The 18,476-nt window shown below is 41.1% G+C and carries 17 protein-coding genes; 6 read left to right on the top strand and 11 right to left on the bottom strand.

Annotation, left to right across the window (positions count from 1 at the left end; genetic code table 11):
- Window positions 1-7: 7 nt before the first annotated feature.
- The 3 genes from DESDI_RS07535 to DESDI_RS07525 all read right to left on the bottom strand — a co-directional run bounded on the left by DESDI_RS07535 (window position 8) and on the right by DESDI_RS07525 (window position 3,804).
- Window positions 8-388 (bottom strand): (deoxy)nucleoside triphosphate pyrophosphohydrolase, encoded by a 381-nt coding sequence (locus DESDI_RS07535; RefSeq protein ID WP_015262043.1) that lies wholly within the window; start codon window positions 386-388, stop codon window positions 8-10.
- Window positions 389-403: 15 nt separating this feature from the next.
- Complete coding sequence (locus DESDI_RS07530) at window positions 404-832, bottom strand: hypothetical protein (protein WP_015262042.1); 429 nt, start codon at window positions 830-832, stop codon at window positions 404-406.
- Between the two features lie 62 nt (window positions 833-894).
- On the bottom strand, window positions 895-3,804 hold the full coding sequence (locus DESDI_RS07525; protein ID WP_015262041.1) for an ABC transporter substrate binding protein: 2,910 nt from the start codon (window positions 3,802-3,804) through the stop codon (window positions 895-897).
- Between the two features lie 127 nt (window positions 3,805-3,931).
- Between DESDI_RS07525 and DESDI_RS07520 the strand changes: the two genes are divergently transcribed.
- Window positions 3,932-4,606, top strand: a complete 675-nt coding sequence (locus tag DESDI_RS07520) for a uracil-DNA glycosylase (RefSeq protein ID WP_041219361.1) — start codon at window positions 3,932-3,934, stop codon at window positions 4,604-4,606.
- Between the two features lie 132 nt (window positions 4,607-4,738).
- Here the strand turns inward: DESDI_RS07520 and DESDI_RS18265 are convergent, their stop codons facing one another.
- The gene (locus DESDI_RS18265; protein WP_015262039.1) at window positions 4,739-5,200 is read right to left on the bottom strand and encodes a DUF2680 domain-containing protein; all 462 of its coding nucleotides are present in this window, start codon (window positions 5,198-5,200) and stop codon (window positions 4,739-4,741) included.
- Window positions 5,201-5,435: 235 nt separating this feature from the next.
- On the opposite strand from DESDI_RS18265, the gene DESDI_RS07510 reads away from it, so the two are divergent.
- The 4 genes from DESDI_RS07510 to DESDI_RS07495 are packed head-to-tail and all read left to right on the top strand — an operon-like array spanning window position 5,436 to window position 8,990.
- Window positions 5,436-6,131: a response regulator transcription factor gene (locus tag DESDI_RS07510; RefSeq protein ID WP_015262038.1), complete on the top strand. Its 696-nt coding sequence runs from the start codon at window positions 5,436-5,438 to the stop codon at window positions 6,129-6,131.
- Window positions 6,121-7,647, top strand: coding sequence for a sensor histidine kinase (locus tag DESDI_RS07505; protein WP_015262037.1), 1,527 nt, complete (start codon window positions 6,121-6,123; stop codon window positions 7,645-7,647). Before DESDI_RS07510 ends, DESDI_RS07505 begins: the two co-directional genes overlap by 11 nt.
- Window positions 7,648-7,666: 19 nt before the next feature.
- Window positions 7,667-8,335: a cytochrome c biogenesis CcdA family protein gene (locus DESDI_RS07500; protein WP_015262036.1), complete on the top strand. Its 669-nt coding sequence runs from the start codon at window positions 7,667-7,669 to the stop codon at window positions 8,333-8,335.
- Between the two features lie 55 nt (window positions 8,336-8,390).
- Window positions 8,391-8,990 (top strand): TlpA family protein disulfide reductase, encoded by a 600-nt coding sequence (locus DESDI_RS07495; RefSeq protein ID WP_015262035.1) that lies wholly within the window; start codon window positions 8,391-8,393, stop codon window positions 8,988-8,990.
- 196 nt (window positions 8,991-9,186) lie between these two features.
- Here the strand turns inward: DESDI_RS07495 and DESDI_RS07490 are convergent, their stop codons facing one another.
- From DESDI_RS07490 to DESDI_RS07460, 7 genes are all read right to left on the bottom strand, one after another.
- Window positions 9,187-9,495: a hypothetical protein gene (locus DESDI_RS07490; protein ID WP_015262034.1), complete on the bottom strand. Its 309-nt coding sequence runs from the start codon at window positions 9,493-9,495 to the stop codon at window positions 9,187-9,189.
- Between the two features lie 65 nt (window positions 9,496-9,560).
- Window positions 9,561-10,676, bottom strand: coding sequence for a GGDEF domain-containing protein (locus tag DESDI_RS17300; protein ID WP_015262033.1), 1,116 nt, complete (start codon window positions 10,674-10,676; stop codon window positions 9,561-9,563).
- 179 nt (window positions 10,677-10,855) lie between these two features.
- On the bottom strand, window positions 10,856-12,169 hold the full coding sequence (brnQ, locus tag DESDI_RS07480; RefSeq protein WP_015262032.1) for a branched-chain amino acid transport system II carrier protein: 1,314 nt from the start codon (window positions 12,167-12,169) through the stop codon (window positions 10,856-10,858).
- A gap of 222 nt (window positions 12,170-12,391) precedes the next feature.
- A complete protein-coding gene (locus DESDI_RS07475) occupies window positions 12,392-13,237 on the bottom strand; it encodes a YitT family protein (protein ID WP_051015714.1) in 846 nt (281 codons plus the stop codon).
- A 181-nt stretch (window positions 13,238-13,418) separates the two neighbouring features.
- The gene (locus DESDI_RS07470; RefSeq protein ID WP_015262030.1) at window positions 13,419-14,231 is read right to left on the bottom strand and encodes a TVP38/TMEM64 family protein; all 813 of its coding nucleotides are present in this window, start codon (window positions 14,229-14,231) and stop codon (window positions 13,419-13,421) included.
- 170 nt (window positions 14,232-14,401) lie between these two features.
- Window positions 14,402-16,084, bottom strand: coding sequence for a glycosyltransferase family 2 protein (locus tag DESDI_RS07465; protein WP_051015674.1), 1,683 nt, complete (start codon window positions 16,082-16,084; stop codon window positions 14,402-14,404).
- Window positions 16,084-16,998, bottom strand: coding sequence for an NAD-dependent epimerase/dehydratase family protein (locus DESDI_RS07460; protein WP_015262028.1), 915 nt, complete (start codon window positions 16,996-16,998; stop codon window positions 16,084-16,086). Before DESDI_RS07460 ends, DESDI_RS07465 begins: the two co-directional genes overlap by 1 nt.
- 215 nt (window positions 16,999-17,213) lie before the next feature.
- On the opposite strand from DESDI_RS07460, the gene DESDI_RS07455 reads away from it, so the two are divergent.
- Window positions 17,214-18,395 (top strand): BMP family lipoprotein, encoded by a 1,182-nt coding sequence (locus DESDI_RS07455; RefSeq protein ID WP_015262027.1) that lies wholly within the window; start codon window positions 17,214-17,216, stop codon window positions 18,393-18,395.
- Window positions 18,396-18,476 lie beyond the last annotated feature (81 nt).

Here is an 18,476-nt window from a genome sequence, read left to right as displayed (position 1 = left end):
ACTTGGTTTAAAACTTGGTTAACTTAAGAGCAATGGGCACATCAGCCGGAAGCAAGTTATAGTCCAGAAGCTCATCTGTATTCACCCATTCATAGCAATCATGAACCCTAAGCTGAGGCTCCCCTCTAAGGATATTTACCTGGTAAGCTAACAAGCGAATTGACCCTTGAGGGTAAGTGTAGACACTTTCCATTACAAATTCTTTAACTTCAACCTCTACCCCAAACTCCTCGAAGAGCTCACGCCTTAAGCATTCTTCAGGAGATTCCCCCACTTCCACTTTGCCCCCGGGGAATTCCCAACCCCCGGCATGTTTTTCGCCGGGAGCTCTACGGGCAATTAAAACTTGGCCATCTATGATGATAATGGCCGCAGTAACATCTTTCATGTTTAAAACCTCATATTAGAGATAGACTTTCAATTCCTGCACACTATTTTCTTCAAAACGCAAGAGACGTTCCATAAGCTTGAGGATATGGGCTTCTGCGTCCTGATACTTTTTGATATTCTTCACTGCATTGATTATACCCATATTGCTGCCGACAATCAGCATCTCCGCGATATGAGAAGGGCTTTTATCCGTTAGGGTGTCAAAGCTAATCATTAGATAGGTACGTATTTTCTCTAAAGCGCTGATTCCCTTTTCATCAAAGCCGTTCTCTTTCAACATGTCTTCAGCTGCCTTATGGAATTCTTGATATTCTTGGTATTGAGATTTTAGATGATTCTTGAACTTATTGTCTTCGATGATTTCAATCAACTGATTAAGGGTTGCCACACCCATCTGGGAGTTCTGATAGACAAAATTCAAAAGCTCAGCATTGCCGTTCATGATGGTCACACTCCTTTTCGCTAGTATTGCCGAAAAAGATTTGTATATGCTAGCATGGCGTCTTAGTCAACTTGCAAAAAGTTTTTGTCATAGATTTCCTCTGCCGAATCCGCCTCTAGAGGCTTGCTGAAGAGATAGCCTTGGATTGTATCACAACCGCTAGCCTTCAACTGTGCGTACTGCCATGGTTCTTCAATACCCTCGGCAGTAATCACCAAATTAAGACCATGAGCCAAAGCGATAATACTATCGATAACTCTCGTATTATCCGAGTTTAAGAACTTGTCACACAAGCTCTTATCCAGTTTCACCTTATCCACCGGAATATAGGTGAGGTAATTGATTGAAGAGAATCCTGTGCCAAAGTCATCCAAAGCTATGCTTATCCCCAAGCTTTTCACTTGCTCCAAGAACTCTAAAGTGAGGGCTGTTTCCTCCAGTAAAATACTTTCAGTAATCTCGATCTCGAGATACCGACCATCCAGATTGTACTCTTTCAGGGTCTGAACCAGGAACACAAGATAATCTTTATCGCGCATCTGTTTACTGGAAAAGTTAATCGAGATCGGTTTTCTCGGATAGCCCTTATCTCGCCAGCTTGCTAACTGCTGGATGGCTTTTATGGTCACAGCTCTACCAATCTGACAGATCAAGTCCGATTCCTCAGCAATCTGAATAAAGACATTGGGAGGAATCGCGTGATCCTTCAAACGAGCCAAAGCCTCAAAGCCCTCCACTTCACCCGTCTTTACATTAACCTGAGGTTGATAGAGGAGATAGATGCTATCATCTTGGAGGGATTTACGAAGAATTCCTTCGATCTCAGCCTTATTGCGAAGCTCTTTCTGCATCTCTTGATTATAGAACATATAATTGTTTTTCCCGTTTCTCTTCACGTGATATAAAGCCGTATCAGCATTCATAATCAACTGATGAATATCCGTACTATCTTCTGGGAAACGGGTAATTCCCATACTAAATTTAATACTAAATTCAGTATTATCGATGAGGATGGGTTCGGCAAAAACTTCGCGAATTTGCTTTATACATCCCTCAATGATACCACTTCCATTGGTCGCAAGCACTAAAAACTCATCGCCGCCAAACCGCGAGACAAACATACCTTGGCAAGCATTACCTGACAGGATTTGTGCTACTGCGCGCAATACCTTATCGCCCCAAACATGACCAAGTGTATCATTGATTTCCTTGAAATTATCAATATCCATGAAGATGATGATTAAAGGATTCCCCTTTTGGGTTTCTTCCATCAATTTATTCATAAAGGACATGCGATTTGGCAAACCGGTTAGATAATCATTGTGAGCAAGTTGATCGATATATTCTTCCTGTAGCTTCGTCTGGGTCACATCAGTTAAAATACCGTAAAGTAGGACCTCTTCTTGATCTCCACTTTTGGCTTTCCCTTGAATCTTTAACCATTTGGTTTGATTATCCCCTGCATCAAGCGGAATCTGAATGTTGATTTCGCTCTTCTTTTTGCTGAGATAAGCTTGAGTTTCCTCTTCTAATTCTCGAATAATCTCTTCATCAAAAAAGCTTCTCAAAACTTGATCGATATTTCCTATCGAATGCAGAGGTAAAGACAATAGACTATTGATATTTTCAGAAAAGTATACTTTCCGAGTTTGTAGACTCACTTCCCAAACAACGCTATTCGTACTATTGATAGCATGCTCGTATTTTTGTTTTAACAGCTCACTTCTTTGGGCATTTTCTTCAGTGACCTTATATTGAAAGCGCAGTTCTTCTTCCGTTGCCGCTAATTCTTCATAGGTAGCAGAAAGTTCCTCATTGCTTTCCTTCAACTTCCTTTGCATGGTTCGATGCCTTAGATTATCCAGCCCCAGCAAAGTGCTAATAATCAGCATAACAATTAGTACAGCAAAGACGCCTAAGATAAAGTAAAGATGTTCCTCAAAGTAGCTAACTTCTTTATTTATGAGTACCGAATCCGGAGGAACCATGCCTTTATCTATATTAAATTTCTGCAGTACTTTATAATCAAAAATCGGATAATAGGGGCTTTTATCAATCATCGAAATTGTTTCAATAGGAGTTCCTTCTAAAACCTGCAAAACCATATCTCCAGCGATCTTCCCCGACTCTTGGTAGGAGATCTGGATTCCTCCCACTATGCCCTCGCCGACTCCACCGATGGAAGGCCGATACACCGGGACATGGGTATTCTCACCAATAAAAGCCGCAGCTTCTTCGATGGTCTTAAATTCTCCTGCTTTATCATGATGCATATCTAAATACAAGATGATTGAGTCGTCTTGTATTCCTCGGAGGATTTCCGCCAATTCTTCGAAGGTATATTCAGATGTATTAATATCCTCAAAGCGAAGACTTGGGTAATAGCCCACTGCACCATAGAATTGGTCCTTATGACCGGCTCCTGTAATGCTGTTGTCCAAAATTCCGATTACCCGTTTGACATTCGAATTAAACTTCAAAGCCAGTTCAATATTTTCTTTATAAGGAGTAATCTCGATGACTCCTGTTATATACTTATTCTGAGCTGCCTTTTCGGCACGATTTACATCGTTAATCCCTAAAAAAATGATGGGAAGTCCAGCAAAAAGATCTTTTTGATATGTCGTGGCAAATTCAAGAGCTTGATCATCACCCACGATGATGGCATCATAGGGATCCAGAGCCTTCAGTTTATATTGCAACGAGGAATAAAAGTTATCGATATGTTCTGGGGTGTCGAACCGTTTGGTATCCATATATTCAATGTCTAACTGGATGTGATAGGGATCAAGTGCCTCATGAATCCCTTCTATCTGATCGGGAACAGAATTATAGCTCTGGGAATAAGAGCTAATGAATAAGACCCGTGGATCATCCTGAGCATAAATGCTGGAACCGGTCCCCATGGTAAAACAAACCAAGGCGAGGATGATTGTTATTTTTGTCATTAAGTTTCTTCTGCTAATTCTCATCCACATGCCTCCCTCTATTATTTATACTATATTTCCTAGTTAGACACAATTAATTTTATAATATATTCTAGAAAATTCGAAAATAAAAGCGAATCTTCCTATGTTATAATGATTAATGGTGATGAAAATGCAAATATTGAAGAACGATTGGCACGAATTGCTTGAAGATGAGTTTAACCTCGACTATTATCTATCCTTAAGACGATTTTTAGTTGACGAATACCGAACAAAAACTGTTTATCCGAATATGTATGATATTTTTAACGCTTTACACTTCACACCTTATCATGAGGTGAAGGTCGTTATCTTAGGGCAAGATCCTTATCATGGCCCTAACCAGGCCCATGGCTTGAGTTTTTCCGTCAAACCCGGTGTTCCCGCTCCACCATCCCTGCAAAATATTTATAAAGAGTTACACAGTGATCTTGGCTGCAGAATCCCTAACAACGGTTATCTCAAAAAATGGGCTGACCAAGGTGTCCTCCTTCTTAACACTTCTCTGACGGCGCGTGCCAGTCAAGCTAATTCCCACAGTCAGATCGGCTGGCATCAGTTTACCGACAAAGTAATCTCCCTCTTGAATCTGCGCGAGGACCCTGTTGTGTTTATTCTTTGGGGTAAAAATGCCCAAGGCAAGCAAGCTCTTATCAGCAATCCTCAACATTACATAGTGAAATCAGTGCACCCCAGTCCATTATCGGCCTATGCCGGCTTCTTCGGCAGCAAGCCCTTCTCAAAAACTAATGACTTTTTATTGTCGATAGGAAAGGAACCGATTGACTGGCAAATTGAGGATATCTAATGATAATCACAAAAACTGACTTTAAAGCAAAAACCAGACTGAAAGGAAATTTTCCTTAACAGTCTGGTTTTTTTACCTGCTTTATTTTGTGTTTAAGATAGTTTACTCATTCTAATAACACTACCCTATAGCTTATCTGGCTTGATTGTAGCCAAATCCTCCCCAGGCGCCACAGCCGCCACCTTGGCCACGACCCATCATACCACCATAACCATTGCCCATCATTCCCCCACGGCCTCTACCAAAACCATCGCCGTTGCAATATCCTTGGTTCTCTTCAACGGATGTAATAATCCGATCCGCTTCTTCCTGGGTCAAATCTCCGGCTTCAACTCTTTGAGTCACTACATCCTTCTTTATCTCTAGCAGCTCTTTTTGGTACTCATCAAGCTTACCCGCTTCATCGGCAATGGCCCCAAAGCTCTTGCCTGTTTCATATTGCTCCACAAGTACCCCTTCTACTGTTTTTCCGGTGATACCAGCTAAGGCCTCCGCCGGATTGTTGTAGATAGAAGCTGCTAAGACTGTGGATGAGGTTGCCCCCACTCCAAGCACGATGGCTCCTATCAGTAAAGCCTTTTTAAACTTTGTCATATTCATACCTCCTAATTATTTTCCCCCTAGGGCTTCCCCTCAGGGAGATTCAAGAGCTCTTCCTGAATCTTTGATTATAGAGTAACCTAAAATTATGGCATAACTATGACTTTTTCAAGAAAAATTATTATATTTAAAACTTTATTTCATTAACCAAATGACGTACTTTTGTCACAATTTTTCTCACAATTTTATGGTAGAATATGATGATATAGCAAACTTAGGAGAGATCATTATGTTAACACTATTGATTGCGGATGATAATAAACAAATTACATCAATATTAGAAGAATACGCAAAAAAAGAGGGCTACCAGCCTCATCTAGCTTGGGATGGCCTTGAGGCTCTGGATCTTTTTCATAAGCTTCAGCCCGACTTGGTCTTATTAGATGTGATGATGCCCAAAATCGATGGTTTTGAGGTTTGCCGGGAAATTCGCAAAAGCTCTAATGTCCCGATCATCATGATTACCGCCCGGGGCGAAGATTTTGAAAGAATCATGGGTCTGGATATTGGGGCCGATGATTATATTGTCAAGCCCTTCTCCCCGGGCGAGGTCATGGCAAGAGTTAGAGCCATTTTGCGCAGGATCAGTCAAACCGACGAGCAGAGAAAGCAAGTCTTATCCTTTGCAAATCTAATGATCAATCTGGACGACTATCTAGTGACCATCGACCAACACCCTGTATCCTTAACTAAAAAAGAAATCGAAATTCTTTGGACTCTGGCTTCAAGCCGCAACAAGGTATTCTCTCGAGATAATCTCCTCAATAGCGTTTGGGGTTACGACTACTTTGGTGACATCCGAACTGTAGATTCCCATATTAAACGTTTACGTTCCAAACTGGATTCCTTCACTCATGAAGATTGGGAGATTAAAACCATTTGGGGTGTGGGCTATAAATTCGAGGAAAAAAACAATGAAGAATAAAATCGCCCTTAAACTCACTCTGTATTTCTCCATGAGCCTGCTCCTGTTCTCCCTGATCATCGGCAGTGTGTTTATGTCGTTGTTCAAGGACCAGACTGTTCAACTTCACCAAGTTGAAATGGAAAAACGCGCAACCTCTATGGCCGGAACCCTTTCAACCTTGTTAAGCGACTCTAATACCTCCACCGAAAGCCCTAGCAACGATCCCGGAAGAAGGGGCATGGGCAACATGGGTGGGGGTATGATGAACGGTTATGGCATGGGCGGCATGATGTACGGTATGGGCGGATATAGCTCTTACCTCCAATTCCTAGATGAGATTGCCATGGCCGATGTCTGGATTGTGGATGAATACCTCCAGCTGATGACCATCGGTCATATGACCAACCGACAGATTAACTATGCTGATTTACCGGCGGATGCCGATCAGGTTGTGAAAGAAGTCTTTCTGGGAAGAACCACCTTCAGCGAAGGCTTTAGCTCCCTTCTCACTACCCCTACCTTGACTGTCGGTGCCCCTATCAAAGCCGGTGATAAAGTCGTCGGTGCTTTGCTTCTTCATTCTCCCATTGAGGGTACCAAGGAAGCTCTTCGGCAGGGGGCTAGGATTTTGACCCTGAGCATCGGGGTAGCACTCCTCCTCTCCCTTCTCCTTTCCACACTCTTAGCCTACACCTTCACCAAACCCTTGAACCGTATGAAAAAATCTACTCTTCAACTGGCTAACGGGGACTATCAGGTCAAAACCGGCGTTCAACAAAAGGATGAAATCGGCGAATTGGCGTCAGCCATCGATAGTCTCAGTGAGCGTTTGGAGTTAGCTAGTCACGAAAGCGAACACTTAGAACAACTGCGTCGTGACTTTATCACTAATATCTCGCATGAACTAAGAACCCCCGTCACCGTCATCCGCGGCTCTTTGGAAGCCCTTTGTGATGAAGTCATTACTGATCCGGATCAGGTCAAATCCTATCACCAGCAAATGCTTAATGAAAGCATCTCACTTCAGCGCTTAGTCAATGATCTGTTAGATTTAACTCGTCTGCAAAATCCTGACTTTAAAATTGAGATGTCAGAGCTGAACCTTTGCGATTTGCTTAAAGATGTGGTTCGCAGCGCCCAGAATATCGCCCGTAGCAAGGACATAGTAATAAAGACTGAGAACGAACAAGACCCCTTCTTATGCACCCTCCAAGGAGATTATGTACGTCTTCGTCAGATGTTCTTAATCATCTTGGATAATGCCGTCAAATTCTCTCCACCGCAAAGCGAAGTCCTTGTTACTTTTACTAACCAAGTATTATCTATTAAAGATAAGGGAGTAGGCATCTCTTCTACAGATTTACCCTATATCTTCGACCGTTTCTACAAATCAAAAGACGAGCAAAATAAGACCGGTACAGGCCTCGGCCTGGCCATCGCCAAACATATCGCTCAACAGCATAACATTAAATTAACAGTAGCAAGTAAGCTTGGCGAAGGTACAGAATTTAAGTTTAGTTTTCCTAATCTCTAATTGACGAAAGGGTGATTATATGGAGTATTTGCTTTTATTTCTCGAAGGGATTATCACCTTTATCTCCCCCTGCCTATTGCCCATGTTGCCCATCTATATTTCCTATTTTGCCGGGCAGGGATCCGAAGATAAGAAACAGAAAGCCCTGACCAATGCACTCGCTTTTGTCCTTGGCTTTACACTGGTTTTTATCACCCTAGGAGCTTTTGCTGGAACAGTGGGCAATGTTTTACGACAATATAGCACAGGAGTGAATATCGCCTCGGGGCTAATAGTCATCTTATTCGGACTCAACTTCCTAGGAGTCCTGCGGATTCCCTTTCTCAATCGGTATCGACAGCTCGAGGCCAACGTAGTTAAGCTAGGCTTTTTCTCATCCCTACTCTTTGGTATTATCTTTTCCATTGGTTGGACGCCATGTGTAGGGGCCTTTTTAGGATCTGCCTTGATGTTTGCTGCCTCCGAGGGTGGAACCCTCAAAGGTGTTATAATGCTTTTATGTTTCTCCTTGGGTTTGGGAATACCTTTTATCGCAAGCGCTGTACTCATTGACCGTTTAAAATCAACCCTTGACTTCATTAAGCGAAACTATCGCCTCATCAATCTTTTCTCAGGAGGGCTTTTAGTCATCGTTGGTATTTTAATGGCGACGGGGCTGATGGGGTATTTTCTAGGCCTACTTTCCTAATTAGGGTGTTCCATGATCTTAGCAGACACTAACACGAGCAAGTGAGGAGGATATTATGAACAGTAAAGTAAAAATGTATCTAGGTATAGTGGCCTTTATCTTATTCCTCGGAGGGGCTTATGCCGCCTACTCTTCTTTATCTGAAAAGGTCGATCCCAGCCAAGGGGCCCCAATAAATCAGGAAGTTTCTATTTCCCAAGACGCGGAAAAAGACTCCTCAGCGAATAAAAGCAAGCTATTAGCAGCTGATTTCACCGTCTATGGAACCGATGGTACCCCATACAAGCTTTCTGATTTTCAAGGTAAGCCGGTCGTTCTAAATTTCTGGGCTTCATGGTGCCCACCCTGCCGTGAAGAAATGCCCCATTTCAACGATGTTTATCAAGATCATAAGCAGGATGTGGTCTTCCTCATGGTTGATTTGGTGGATGGTCAACGGGAAACTGAGGAGTCAGGGATAAACTTCGTTCAGGAACAAGGCTATGACTTTCCCATTTATATCGACAAAAACCTGCAAGCCGCTACAATTTATGGCGTTACGACCATTCCCACAACCTTGTTTATTGATGCGGAGGGCTATGTCTTCACCGGGTATAAAGGTCCTTTGAAGAAAAGCACTTTAGAAACAGTAGTAAATAGTATGCTTAAGAAATAATTCCTGGTTGGACTTTATCTCCTTCGACTCTATCAATGGGGTACATTTACCCTCGGCGATGTACACATTACCAGAAACTTAATAGCTAAAATCTAAAATGCTCCTCCTTTTAATTGACAGTTTTAGTAATAAACTATCCATCATAAGAGAGGAGCATCGCATTTGCCCATCTTTCGCGGTTCTTTTATCCGTGGAATTACTTCACTAACCTAATCCTCGTTCTCACCAATCCGGCAAATTCTCCATTCACAGTATAACTGCTATAGGTGATTAACATGCCCACTGCAGTTTTGGTAAACTCCTTCATCTCCCCTGCTTGAAACTTAGTGAGAAAATCGCGGATTTTTTCGCGGTTCTCTGGTCTATGGCAGTCTAAAACATCTAAACCAATAACGGTCTTCTTATAGAACTCCTCTTCAAATCGATTTGCCCAGATTACTTTGAAGTTTGCATCGGTAACTAAAAGTCCTGCTGAGCTTTCGTAAAAAGCCTTCTTAAAATTCAATTTAAATACCCCCTCTATTATCTAGTATTTATTTAGCACCTACTTGACATACTATTGTCTAAAAATCACAAGCTTCGATCAAAATGTTTGACTTTTTTTTGCAGGTACATATTATGGTCCGCAGTTTTCAGCAGACTATTTAAATCCTCTCCATCTTTAGGAAAAGAAGCATATCCTAAACTCAATCCTTTAAAACGAATTTTGTTCTTGTAGGCTGGGATTATTCTAGTCTCCAATTGGCTACAGAACTCCACAATCGAACGACCTAGATATAAGAAGACAAATTCGTCTCCCGAAAGTCGATAAAGGGTACCTTGGTCGTTATAAAACTGCCGTAAAACATCGGCAAATTGGACTAGATAGCGATCTCCTTCGGCGTGACCATAACGATCATTGACCTGTTTAAATTGGTCTAAATCAATGAAAACAATAGAAAATGGTTTTCTGCTTTCCAATCGTTTCTGGGCATCCCGAAAAAATGCATCGCGATTTTTCAAACCCGTTAGAATGTCGGTCTTGGTCCTTTTCGTAAGCTCTTTCGCTGTATTGCTAATTACAATTAATGAATAAAATACCTTATAGGAAAGAATAGTGCAAAGGGCCAACACTAAAGTAATCACAAATTCAAACCAATCACTATCATATCTGTCAAATTGAGTATTAAGCAGGATATAGGACAGAAACCAGAGGCTTCCTAAGACAATAAAATTAGTCAACATCTCATCGTCAATTTTGCCCAAAGCATAAGTAGTCCTTTTTAATGAGGAGATAAAGAAAGGTAAAGTGAGGATATACAACAGGGTTAGGGTCAGCAGCATCACCCCGTCCGACCATGCTTCATTAAGCAATGGAGCTACTCTTATAGCTAAAGATAATAAGAAGAGTGTATGAAGCCAAGATGTGCAGGTGATAGCTAAGGAATACTTTAGAGGCTGGTCATACAATATCTTTGAGGGTAATAAATACAAAAAACCGAATAGAAGAAAGACCCCATTATGATTTCCAGCGGGGAAAACCTTTGTAACGAAGAGATACGTCATCCCGATCAGTCCTATTGTATAGACCGTTAATATCAGGAGCGTCTTCAACGGGGTAGTTTGACCCTTTGATGAGATGGTCATCACATACAGGTTAACCAAGAACATCTCAAGAATCAACAATACTTGCAAGTCGATATCCATTAACTTTCTCCTAAACTTAAATCTATGGATCTCATTCTCATACAATGTTCATTATACTACAGAATCTTGTCATTTTTTTGAATTCTATAGAATCGAAACGTAATTTTACAAAGATAAATGTATAAAGCAGAACCCTTTAGAAGAGTTCTGCTTTATAACCGGAATTTATTTAAGCCCTATTATACTTCAACTGATTTTCTAGAAGTCAAGACTATGGTTATGATTAACGTAAACAAAGCAGGTATGACCCAACCCAGTCCCAACTGATAAAAAGGCAATGCACTCAACATCTTCGCTATGATGCTTAGATTTACACCTAAGCTTAAGCCAATATCATAGATGGTGTCGAGGATAACGAAGAGAATAATTATTCCCACCGTATAAACATAGACCGCTCTTTTACCCTTAAAGAAATTATGAAACAGTGGAAGCATGATCAAGACAATGATAATGGGATACACAAATTCCAACAAAGGCACCGAAAACTTTAAGATGTTAGTTAACCCCATATTCGCTAAAACAAAGCTAACCATGGTTGTGATGAGAGCAATCGTGTTATAGCCTACTCGATAATGGGTTAAGCGACTAAAGTATTCACCGCAGCTGGCAACCAAACCGATGGATGTCGTAAGGCAGGCAAGGGCCATAACAACACCTATAATTGTTCTTCCGGCAATGCCCAATAAAGATTCACTGATAAAGAGGAGCATCTGACCATGATTTTCTCCGGTAAATAAGGTTCCTGTCGTGGAACCGATATAAGCCAAGCCGATGTAGATTACACCAAGACCTATCGCCGCAATCATTCCCGAAATAATTGCTATCTTAGCAATTTGATTATTATCGGTTATCCCCTTCTCTCTGATGCCTTTGACAATAATCATCCCAAAAATAACGGAAGCAATGGCGTCCATGGTATTATAGCCTTCTAAGAAACCTTGGGAAAATGGGTTCGCATAGCTATTCACACCTGCAGTGCCGAGTGGATGCGTAACACCGACATAAATAACGAGAGCTAGGAAAATGAGCATCAGAGGAGTCAGGATTTTACCCACACTGTCCAAAATTTGAGTTGGTCTCAAAACAAAGAATAAAGTTAAGGAAAAAAAGATAACGGATGATAAAAATAAGGCCAATTGCGAATTAAGCCCTTGGGTCACCGGGGCAACAGCGACTTCATAGGTTGTGGCAGCTGTTCTGGGAATGGCCAACAGGGGTCCAATACATAGGACGGATATAGTGGTAATGATTTTACTAAAAGCGGGGTGAACCCGATTAGCAAGCAGTTCCAGGTCCCCACCTGCTTTGGCCACCGCCGTAACCCCTAAAAAGGGAAGTCCTACTCCGGTAATGATAAAGCCTAATAAAGCCCAAGAAAGCTGGTCTCCGCTTTGTAAGCCTAACATAGGAGGAAAAATCAAATTCCCCGCTCCGAAAAACATTGCTAAGAGTGCAAATCCAGTGATCAAAATGTCCTTGTATGATAGCTTCATCTCTTCGACCCCTTCTCTAGAGTTTCTTCTTATTACTATATAATTTTACTTTTTTCAGCAAACTATTCTAAGATACCATCTAGCCTCAAGTCATGTCAATTGAATCAAAGTCATGCAAATCTTCCCAAAATTCTCAGTAATTTTTAAAACAAAAGACTTAGCACACAGGATTCCATCCCTGTATGCTAAGTCTTTTCATCTCAATGGTATATGTTCTTTGCTTCAATGAATATCCTTCTTCTTAAAGCGTCCGCCTTTGACCTCACCCACATCGCCAATGATCACAAAAGCTGAAGTATCGATTTCCCGAATAATATCCTTCATCTTTGCTTCTTCCAAACGAGTAAACACACAAAATACGACGCGCTTTACATCTCCTGTGAAAGACCCCTCGCCTTGTAAAAAGGTTACACCACGTCCCAGGCGTGATGAAATTGCCTCAGCAATCTCCGTATTTTGATCACTTATAATATAGACCGATTTCATATCATCAAAGCCCTTAACCACAATATCGATCGTTTTAAAGGCTATATAATACGTTAACATAGAGTATAAAGCATTATCTAACCCATAGACAAAAGCAGCAACAGCAAAAATAATAACATTGATAATCATGATAATTTCCCCCACAGAAAAGGGGGCTTTTTTTTCGATAAGTATGGCTAAAGTCTCTGTTCCATCGAGTACTCCACCTGAACGAATAACTAATCCCACCCCAAATCCCAGCAATAACCCACCAAAGACTACTGCAAGCAGGACATCTTGGACAAAGGGAGTAATATGATGAAGATATGAAGTTGCAACAGATAAAATGATGATTCCATAAAGCATACTCAGAGCAAAGGTCTTTCCTATTTGCTTATATCCTAAAAAGAAGAAGGGTAGATTGAGGAAGAATATATATACTCCTAAATTTATTGAGGTTAAATGGGACAACATCATCGATACCCCTGTAATCCCACCATCAATTATCTGATTGGGAATGAGGATACCTTCTAATCCCATGGCCATGCTCGTCGCACCCATGGTAATAAAAACGCCCCTTCTGATTAGGCTTCTGATCCTCATCTTCTGATGACTCTTCACTTCTCTTTGTTGTAGCCCTATGGCTGCAGCTTGATCATCACTCAATACGCATCATCTCTCTTCCCTAGCTTATTCAAAATACTGTTATTATCGCAATCATAAATTAATTTTATCTCGATACTGTTGATTAAACAATGTAATATTATGGTAAACGACATGTCCACTACCTTTGGATCGGTATCACCGTCGCGGCTTGGTAAGCTATCACCAGTAGGACAACGATTATGATTACCCAGAGTATGATCTTATGCCAATACAAATTCCATTGATCCGTGATAAATTGGGTGCGATTCTTATGTTCGACGAACTCATGTAGCCACCTTTTCTTGAACCAAGCTAAGGCTAAGAAGAAAAGCAGCAGAACTAGGGACACGACAACAGGATTAAGGTTCTCATAGGTCAAGCCGTTTCCCATAAACACTAATACTGCATACCCAGGCAATCGACCTGCTACAGAAATCAAGATTAAGGTGCGGATAGGAATAGCAGTTAATCCAGCAATAAAAGCGATCAGATCATCGGGGAAAGCCGGTAAAAGGAAAATAAAAAAGAAAACCCAAGCGCCTTTTTCCTTAGTAAGATGGTCAAAACGGTCCACATTTTTCTTGTCCACGACTCGTTCTACAAAGGGTCGCCCCAGCTTTCGGGTGAGCATAAATACCAGAGTAAATCCAATCGTAGCTCCGATAATCGAGTAGAGCAAACCCAAGAAGGGGCCAAATAAAAATCCCCCAATCAAGCCAATGACCTGACCAGGTATGGGCGCAACTAAAATTTGCACGACCTGCATGCTGATAAAGACCAGTGGCCCCCACGTCCCGGAGCGAATAATAAGATCTCTGATTCTATCAGGGTCACTCAAAAGGCTAAGGTAGGGCCAACCCCAATAGACAAGAGCTGCAATGACGATTAATATACCTACTCCTATGATAAGTAAAGAAGAATTACTCTTTCTTGAATTCGAATATCGATTCATTATCCTTCGTCCTTTATATAGTAGTCTAATTCATTCGATAACCGCTCTTCGTGGACTTGCTTAAGGCATAATTTTATCACTCTATTATACCATTATGTCCGCTAAACGAATGAAAAAACTCCCGACTTTCTAAAAGAAAAATTGGGAGTTTTTTCATTCGTTTGTACAGTCTAATTTGCTTTAATGTGTATATGCTTACTGATGAATTTAGACCAGTTTTCGTCATTCTTATTAATCTTATTGTAATCTTTAAGCAAATTTTGAATTTCTCGTTCATAAATCCGGTAATGGGGATTCTTCATAATATGCTCATAGATCTTCCTATATGCGATTCGTTGCTTCTCGATATTAAAGGCTGAGGTTTGACGTCCAACTCTAACCAGAGTCAGGGGTTCATCTATACCGCCAACCGGAATAGTGTAGGCAATATCGATCCACAGACACACATCTTCACCGAAATCAATGGACTCATCAAATGTTCGATTGATCAGTATTTCTCGTTTTATCATGACAGTTGGAGTTGCAATGCCACAGCTAGCTAGGATTCTAGGAAAGACCTTGCCAGTAAATCGTCCGGTAGGAACGACCTCCCTAGGAATGCCAAGCATGCTCATTCTTTGGTAAGATGTATGTGAAAAAGCTAGGCCGTGCCCCTCCATATAATGAAGTTGCTTTTCAAGCTTGTTTATAAGAAAGAGATCATCAGAATCTAAGAAAGCAATGTACTCTCCTGAAGACAAGCTTATACCCAGATTTCTTGCGATAGAAACCCCTTGATGCTTTTGGTACACATAATGGATCCGAGGGTCCTTTAACATTCTGATTGGGCTGATATCGTCTGTTGATCCATCATCAATGAGGATTATTTCAAAATTTGTATAGGTCTGGGCCAGTACACTGCGGATGGTTTCAATCAACAAAGGAATTCTGTTGTAAAAAGGAATGATCACACTAATCTTCCCTTTTGCTTTTCTGGCAAGTGCTTCTGCGTAGTTTTGGGCTTCGGTATAATTAGTAAATTTCCGTAAAAATTCCGCAGTGTTTTGATAAAACGTATAGGGAGAACCGTCAATCTCGCACATTTCCTTAATCGTTATCTTGTTAATCAAGGAAGTCCAAAGCCCATTACATTCTTTTAGAGTCAGTTCTTCTTTTCTATGGGTTTGTTGTTCATCATGAATCCGTGTCCTAACATAACTACCGGGAAGAAAATGAACCTGAGCCTGCCTAAACATTTTGAACCAAAGGTCATAGTCTTGGGTTAATGGTAAATTTTCATCAAATAATCCAACTTTCTCAAAATGACTTTTGGGTATAAGCAGGGTACATCCGTTGATTAGACCCCTGAAAACTGATAAGAGAGGAATATTTAATTGTTCTTTAGTGTAAAGACTGTCCGGCTTGACTTGGGAGACAGTTTGGGAAAGCTTATTGATAAGCTCATAGCCACCATAGATGATAGTATCTTTTAACTGCTGTTCTAATAGATACTTAAGTTGAACTTCAATTTTCTGAGGATAATACACATCATCATGACTTAACCATGAAAAATACTCACCATTCATCTTTTCAATGGCTAAATTAAGCGCAGTAGAGACTCCGCCATTCTCCTTAACCAAATATCTGATTCGATTACCGTAAGAAAGAGCAATTTGATTCGTAGCGCCCCCATCCTTAGACCCATCGTTGACAACGATAACCTCAATGCTTGGATAAGTTTGACCTAAAGCGCTATCAATGGCTTCACGCATATACTTCGAGCCATTATAAACAGGAATGATAACGGATACCTTTGGAAGCATATTTCCTCCCATTCTTAATCCTTCCTTATTGCGCATATCTTGAGTCTTCATTACTTTAACCCGTATACACTCCTCATCCATTCTAGGGTCCTAGGAATACCTACTTCTAAAAAAAACTGAGGTTCATAAAATAAATCTCTCTGGGCTTTGCTAATATCCGGTTGTTTAATTTTTGTGGTGAAGAGCTCTTCTTTTTTATAGGTAACTTTGCTGTCATCCTTACCTAAATAATTCAGAATCTGATCAGAGACGGATTTCATATCATGCATTTCTATGCCGGCAATATTGTATACTTCCCCAGCTTTAAAATTCAGGGTGATATTAGCTAAGGCTATTGCACAATCTTCAATGTAGAGCGCATTCCGTTGATGCCCTAAGTAAACGGTATAGGGTAGATCATGGAGCGCTTTATATGAAAAGGTGCAAATGGCGCTACGAAATGGTGTAAAATGTTCTCCAGGGCCATAGGTATTGAAAATCCTGATTCGAACCACTTGATTACCATGCATGGCTGCTTCATTAAGGATCTGCATTTCATTGACCCATTTCGTAATAGCATAGTCATTCATCTGCTTGATTTCCAGAAGGTCCATTATATCCTCAACCATCACGCCATCATAGTCGCCATAGACTTCCGAGCTACTGGTGAACACCATTTTATATCCATATTCAGTTTGTAAGCGCAACAAGTTTTTCGTACCCACAGCATTTGTCAGCCATAAATCCTCGTAATAGTCTTCTCCATTCCAGCGGCCAAATTCAGCAGCAAGATGATAAACATAATCAAAAGTATGATGTTGAAAAATAGTTTGCAATTGCCTGATTTTACTTACATCACAGCGATAATAATTGTTCTCATGACTATGCTTAAGATCACATACCCATACTTCATGCCCCATTCTCTTTAATTTATCTACTAAATGAGTTCCAACGACTCCTTTTCCGCCAGTCACTAAAATTTTCATTTAAACCTCCCGTATCTAAATATTCAACAAAGTCATCATGCGATGATGTATCATATGAAACACACTCTTTGGTTGAGACACATTAAGCGATCCGGCAGTAGTAATTATTTTTAAAATTCAATAGTTGAAAATTTTGGTATCAATGGTACAATAAATTTGGGATACATAATACATAAATTTGCCAAAAAAGAAGGAGACAAAAGGAGAAGAGGAAAATGAAAAAAATCACATCGGTGCTCTTGGTTGTCCTATTAGTAGCCCTTATGGTTACGGGATGCGGCAGTTCGGCCACCAATAACCCGCCTAGTGCCGGAACGAACACTGAAACTCCAAAGGACGGTTTTGAGATTGCTCTCATCACCGACAAAGGCAATATCGATGACAAATCCTTCAACCAAGGTTCTTGGGAAGGCGTCGTTGAATTTGCTGAAGCCAACACCATCACCCACAAATACTATAAACCCGAAGAAGCATCCGATACAGGCTACCTAGCTGCTATCGATTTAGCTGTCGCTGGCGGCGCTAAGGTTATCGTCACACCGGGATTCTTATTTGAAGTTCCTATCTTTGAAGCACAAACTAGATACCCAGAAGTGAAATTCATCCTGTTAGATGGAACTCCGCATACTGCTGATTACAAAACATTTGAAACCAAAGAAAACGTGGCAAGTGTCCTCTACGCTGAAGAAGAATCTGGCTACTTGGCCGGTTATGCTGCAGTTATGGACGGCATGACTAAGCTTGGCTTTATGGGCGGAATGGCTGTTCCTGCAGTTCAAGCATTTGGTTATGGCTATTTACAAGGTGCTGAAGCGGCGGCTGCAGAATTAGGTCTTGCTGATGGCGCTATTTCGGCAATTTATCATTACACTGGTGATTTTGCAGAAACTGATACCAATAAAGCTACCGCAAAAACCATGTACCAAGGTGGTACGGAATTAATCTTTGCCTGTGGCGGTTCGGTGGGTAAAAGTGTTATGTCCGCAGCTGCTGAAGCCGACAAAAAAGTCATCGGCGTCGATGTGGATCAACGATATGACAGTGAAACCGTTATTACTTCAGCAACTAAAGGCCTGCGCGCTTCGGTTGTTCAAGTTCTCGAGTCTATCTACAAGACTGACAGCTGGAGTACTTTTTCCGGAAAGACAACCTACTTCGATGCTAAGAATGACGGAATTGGTCTCCCCACTGTCGTCCTCGACCAACCCGACGGCAATCCTTTTGACCGTTTCCAAAAATTCACCAAAGAACAATACGCCAAAGCTTATGCAACGCTTGTTGATGGCGCTGTAGATCCTATCCGTACCATCACTGTAGCCGATCCTAACGGTTATGCTACGGCCGATGAGCTTGTTTCCGGTCTTAAGCTTGCTATAGTTAAAGTTGAAGTTAGATAATATCAATAACTAGCCTCATTTTTGGCAACCTGGTATAGGGGAAAGGGACTACCCTTTCCCCTTTTCCTTGTTTTTGTGTAG

The sequence above is a fragment of the Desulfitobacterium dichloroeliminans LMG P-21439 genome (assembly GCF_000243135.2).
In the GTDB taxonomy this organism is placed as follows: domain Bacteria; phylum Bacillota; class Desulfitobacteriia; order Desulfitobacteriales; family Desulfitobacteriaceae; genus Desulfitobacterium; species Desulfitobacterium dichloroeliminans.
Note: the sequence above shows the minus strand (reverse complement) of the source record. Positions and strands in the feature narration are given on the sequence as shown.

What these genes read in the sequence shown, in the direction of transcription:
- brnQ (WP_015262032.1), bottom strand. Translation starts at nt 12,169, where the DNA reads ATGAAGCTATCATACAAGGACATTTTGATCACTGGATTTGCACTCTTA.
- DESDI_RS07460 (WP_015262028.1), bottom strand. Translation starts at nt 16,998, where the DNA reads ATGAAAATTTTAGTGACTGGCGGAAAAGGAGTCGTTGGAACTCATTTA.
- DESDI_RS07510 (WP_015262038.1), top strand. Translation starts at nt 5,436, where the DNA reads ATGTTAACACTATTGATTGCGGATGATAATAAACAAATTACATCAATA.
- DESDI_RS18265 (WP_015262039.1), bottom strand. Translation starts at nt 5,200, where the DNA reads ATGACAAAGTTTAAAAAGGCTTTACTGATAGGAGCCATCGTGCTTGGA.
- DESDI_RS17300 (WP_015262033.1), bottom strand. Translation starts at nt 10,676, where the DNA reads ATGGATATCGACTTGCAAGTATTGTTGATTCTTGAGATGTTCTTGGTT.
- DESDI_RS07535 (WP_015262043.1), bottom strand. Translation starts at nt 388, where the DNA reads ATGAAAGATGTTACTGCGGCCATTATCATCATAGATGGCCAAGTTTTA.
- DESDI_RS07495 (WP_015262035.1), top strand. Translation starts at nt 8,391, where the DNA reads ATGAACAGTAAAGTAAAAATGTATCTAGGTATAGTGGCCTTTATCTTA.
- DESDI_RS07520 (WP_041219361.1), top strand. Translation starts at nt 3,932, where the DNA reads ATGCAAATATTGAAGAACGATTGGCACGAATTGCTTGAAGATGAGTTT.
- DESDI_RS07475 (WP_051015714.1), bottom strand. Translation starts at nt 13,237, where the DNA reads ATGAGGATCAGAAGCCTAATCAGAAGGGGCGTTTTTATTACCATGGGT.
- DESDI_RS07505 (WP_015262037.1), top strand. Translation starts at nt 6,121, where the DNA reads ATGAAGAATAAAATCGCCCTTAAACTCACTCTGTATTTCTCCATGAGC.
- DESDI_RS07455 (WP_015262027.1), top strand. Translation starts at nt 17,214, where the DNA reads ATGAAAAAAATCACATCGGTGCTCTTGGTTGTCCTATTAGTAGCCCTT.
- DESDI_RS07530 (WP_015262042.1), bottom strand. Translation starts at nt 832, where the DNA reads ATGAACGGCAATGCTGAGCTTTTGAATTTTGTCTATCAGAACTCCCAG.
- DESDI_RS07470 (WP_015262030.1), bottom strand. Translation starts at nt 14,231, where the DNA reads ATGAATCGATATTCGAATTCAAGAAAGAGTAATTCTTCTTTACTTATC.
- DESDI_RS07525 (WP_015262041.1), bottom strand. Translation starts at nt 3,804, where the DNA reads ATGAGAATTAGCAGAAGAAACTTAATGACAAAAATAACAATCATCCTC.
- DESDI_RS07500 (WP_015262036.1), top strand. Translation starts at nt 7,667, where the DNA reads ATGGAGTATTTGCTTTTATTTCTCGAAGGGATTATCACCTTTATCTCC.
- DESDI_RS07465 (WP_051015674.1), bottom strand. Translation starts at nt 16,084, where the DNA reads ATGAAGACTCAAGATATGCGCAATAAGGAAGGATTAAGAATGGGAGGA.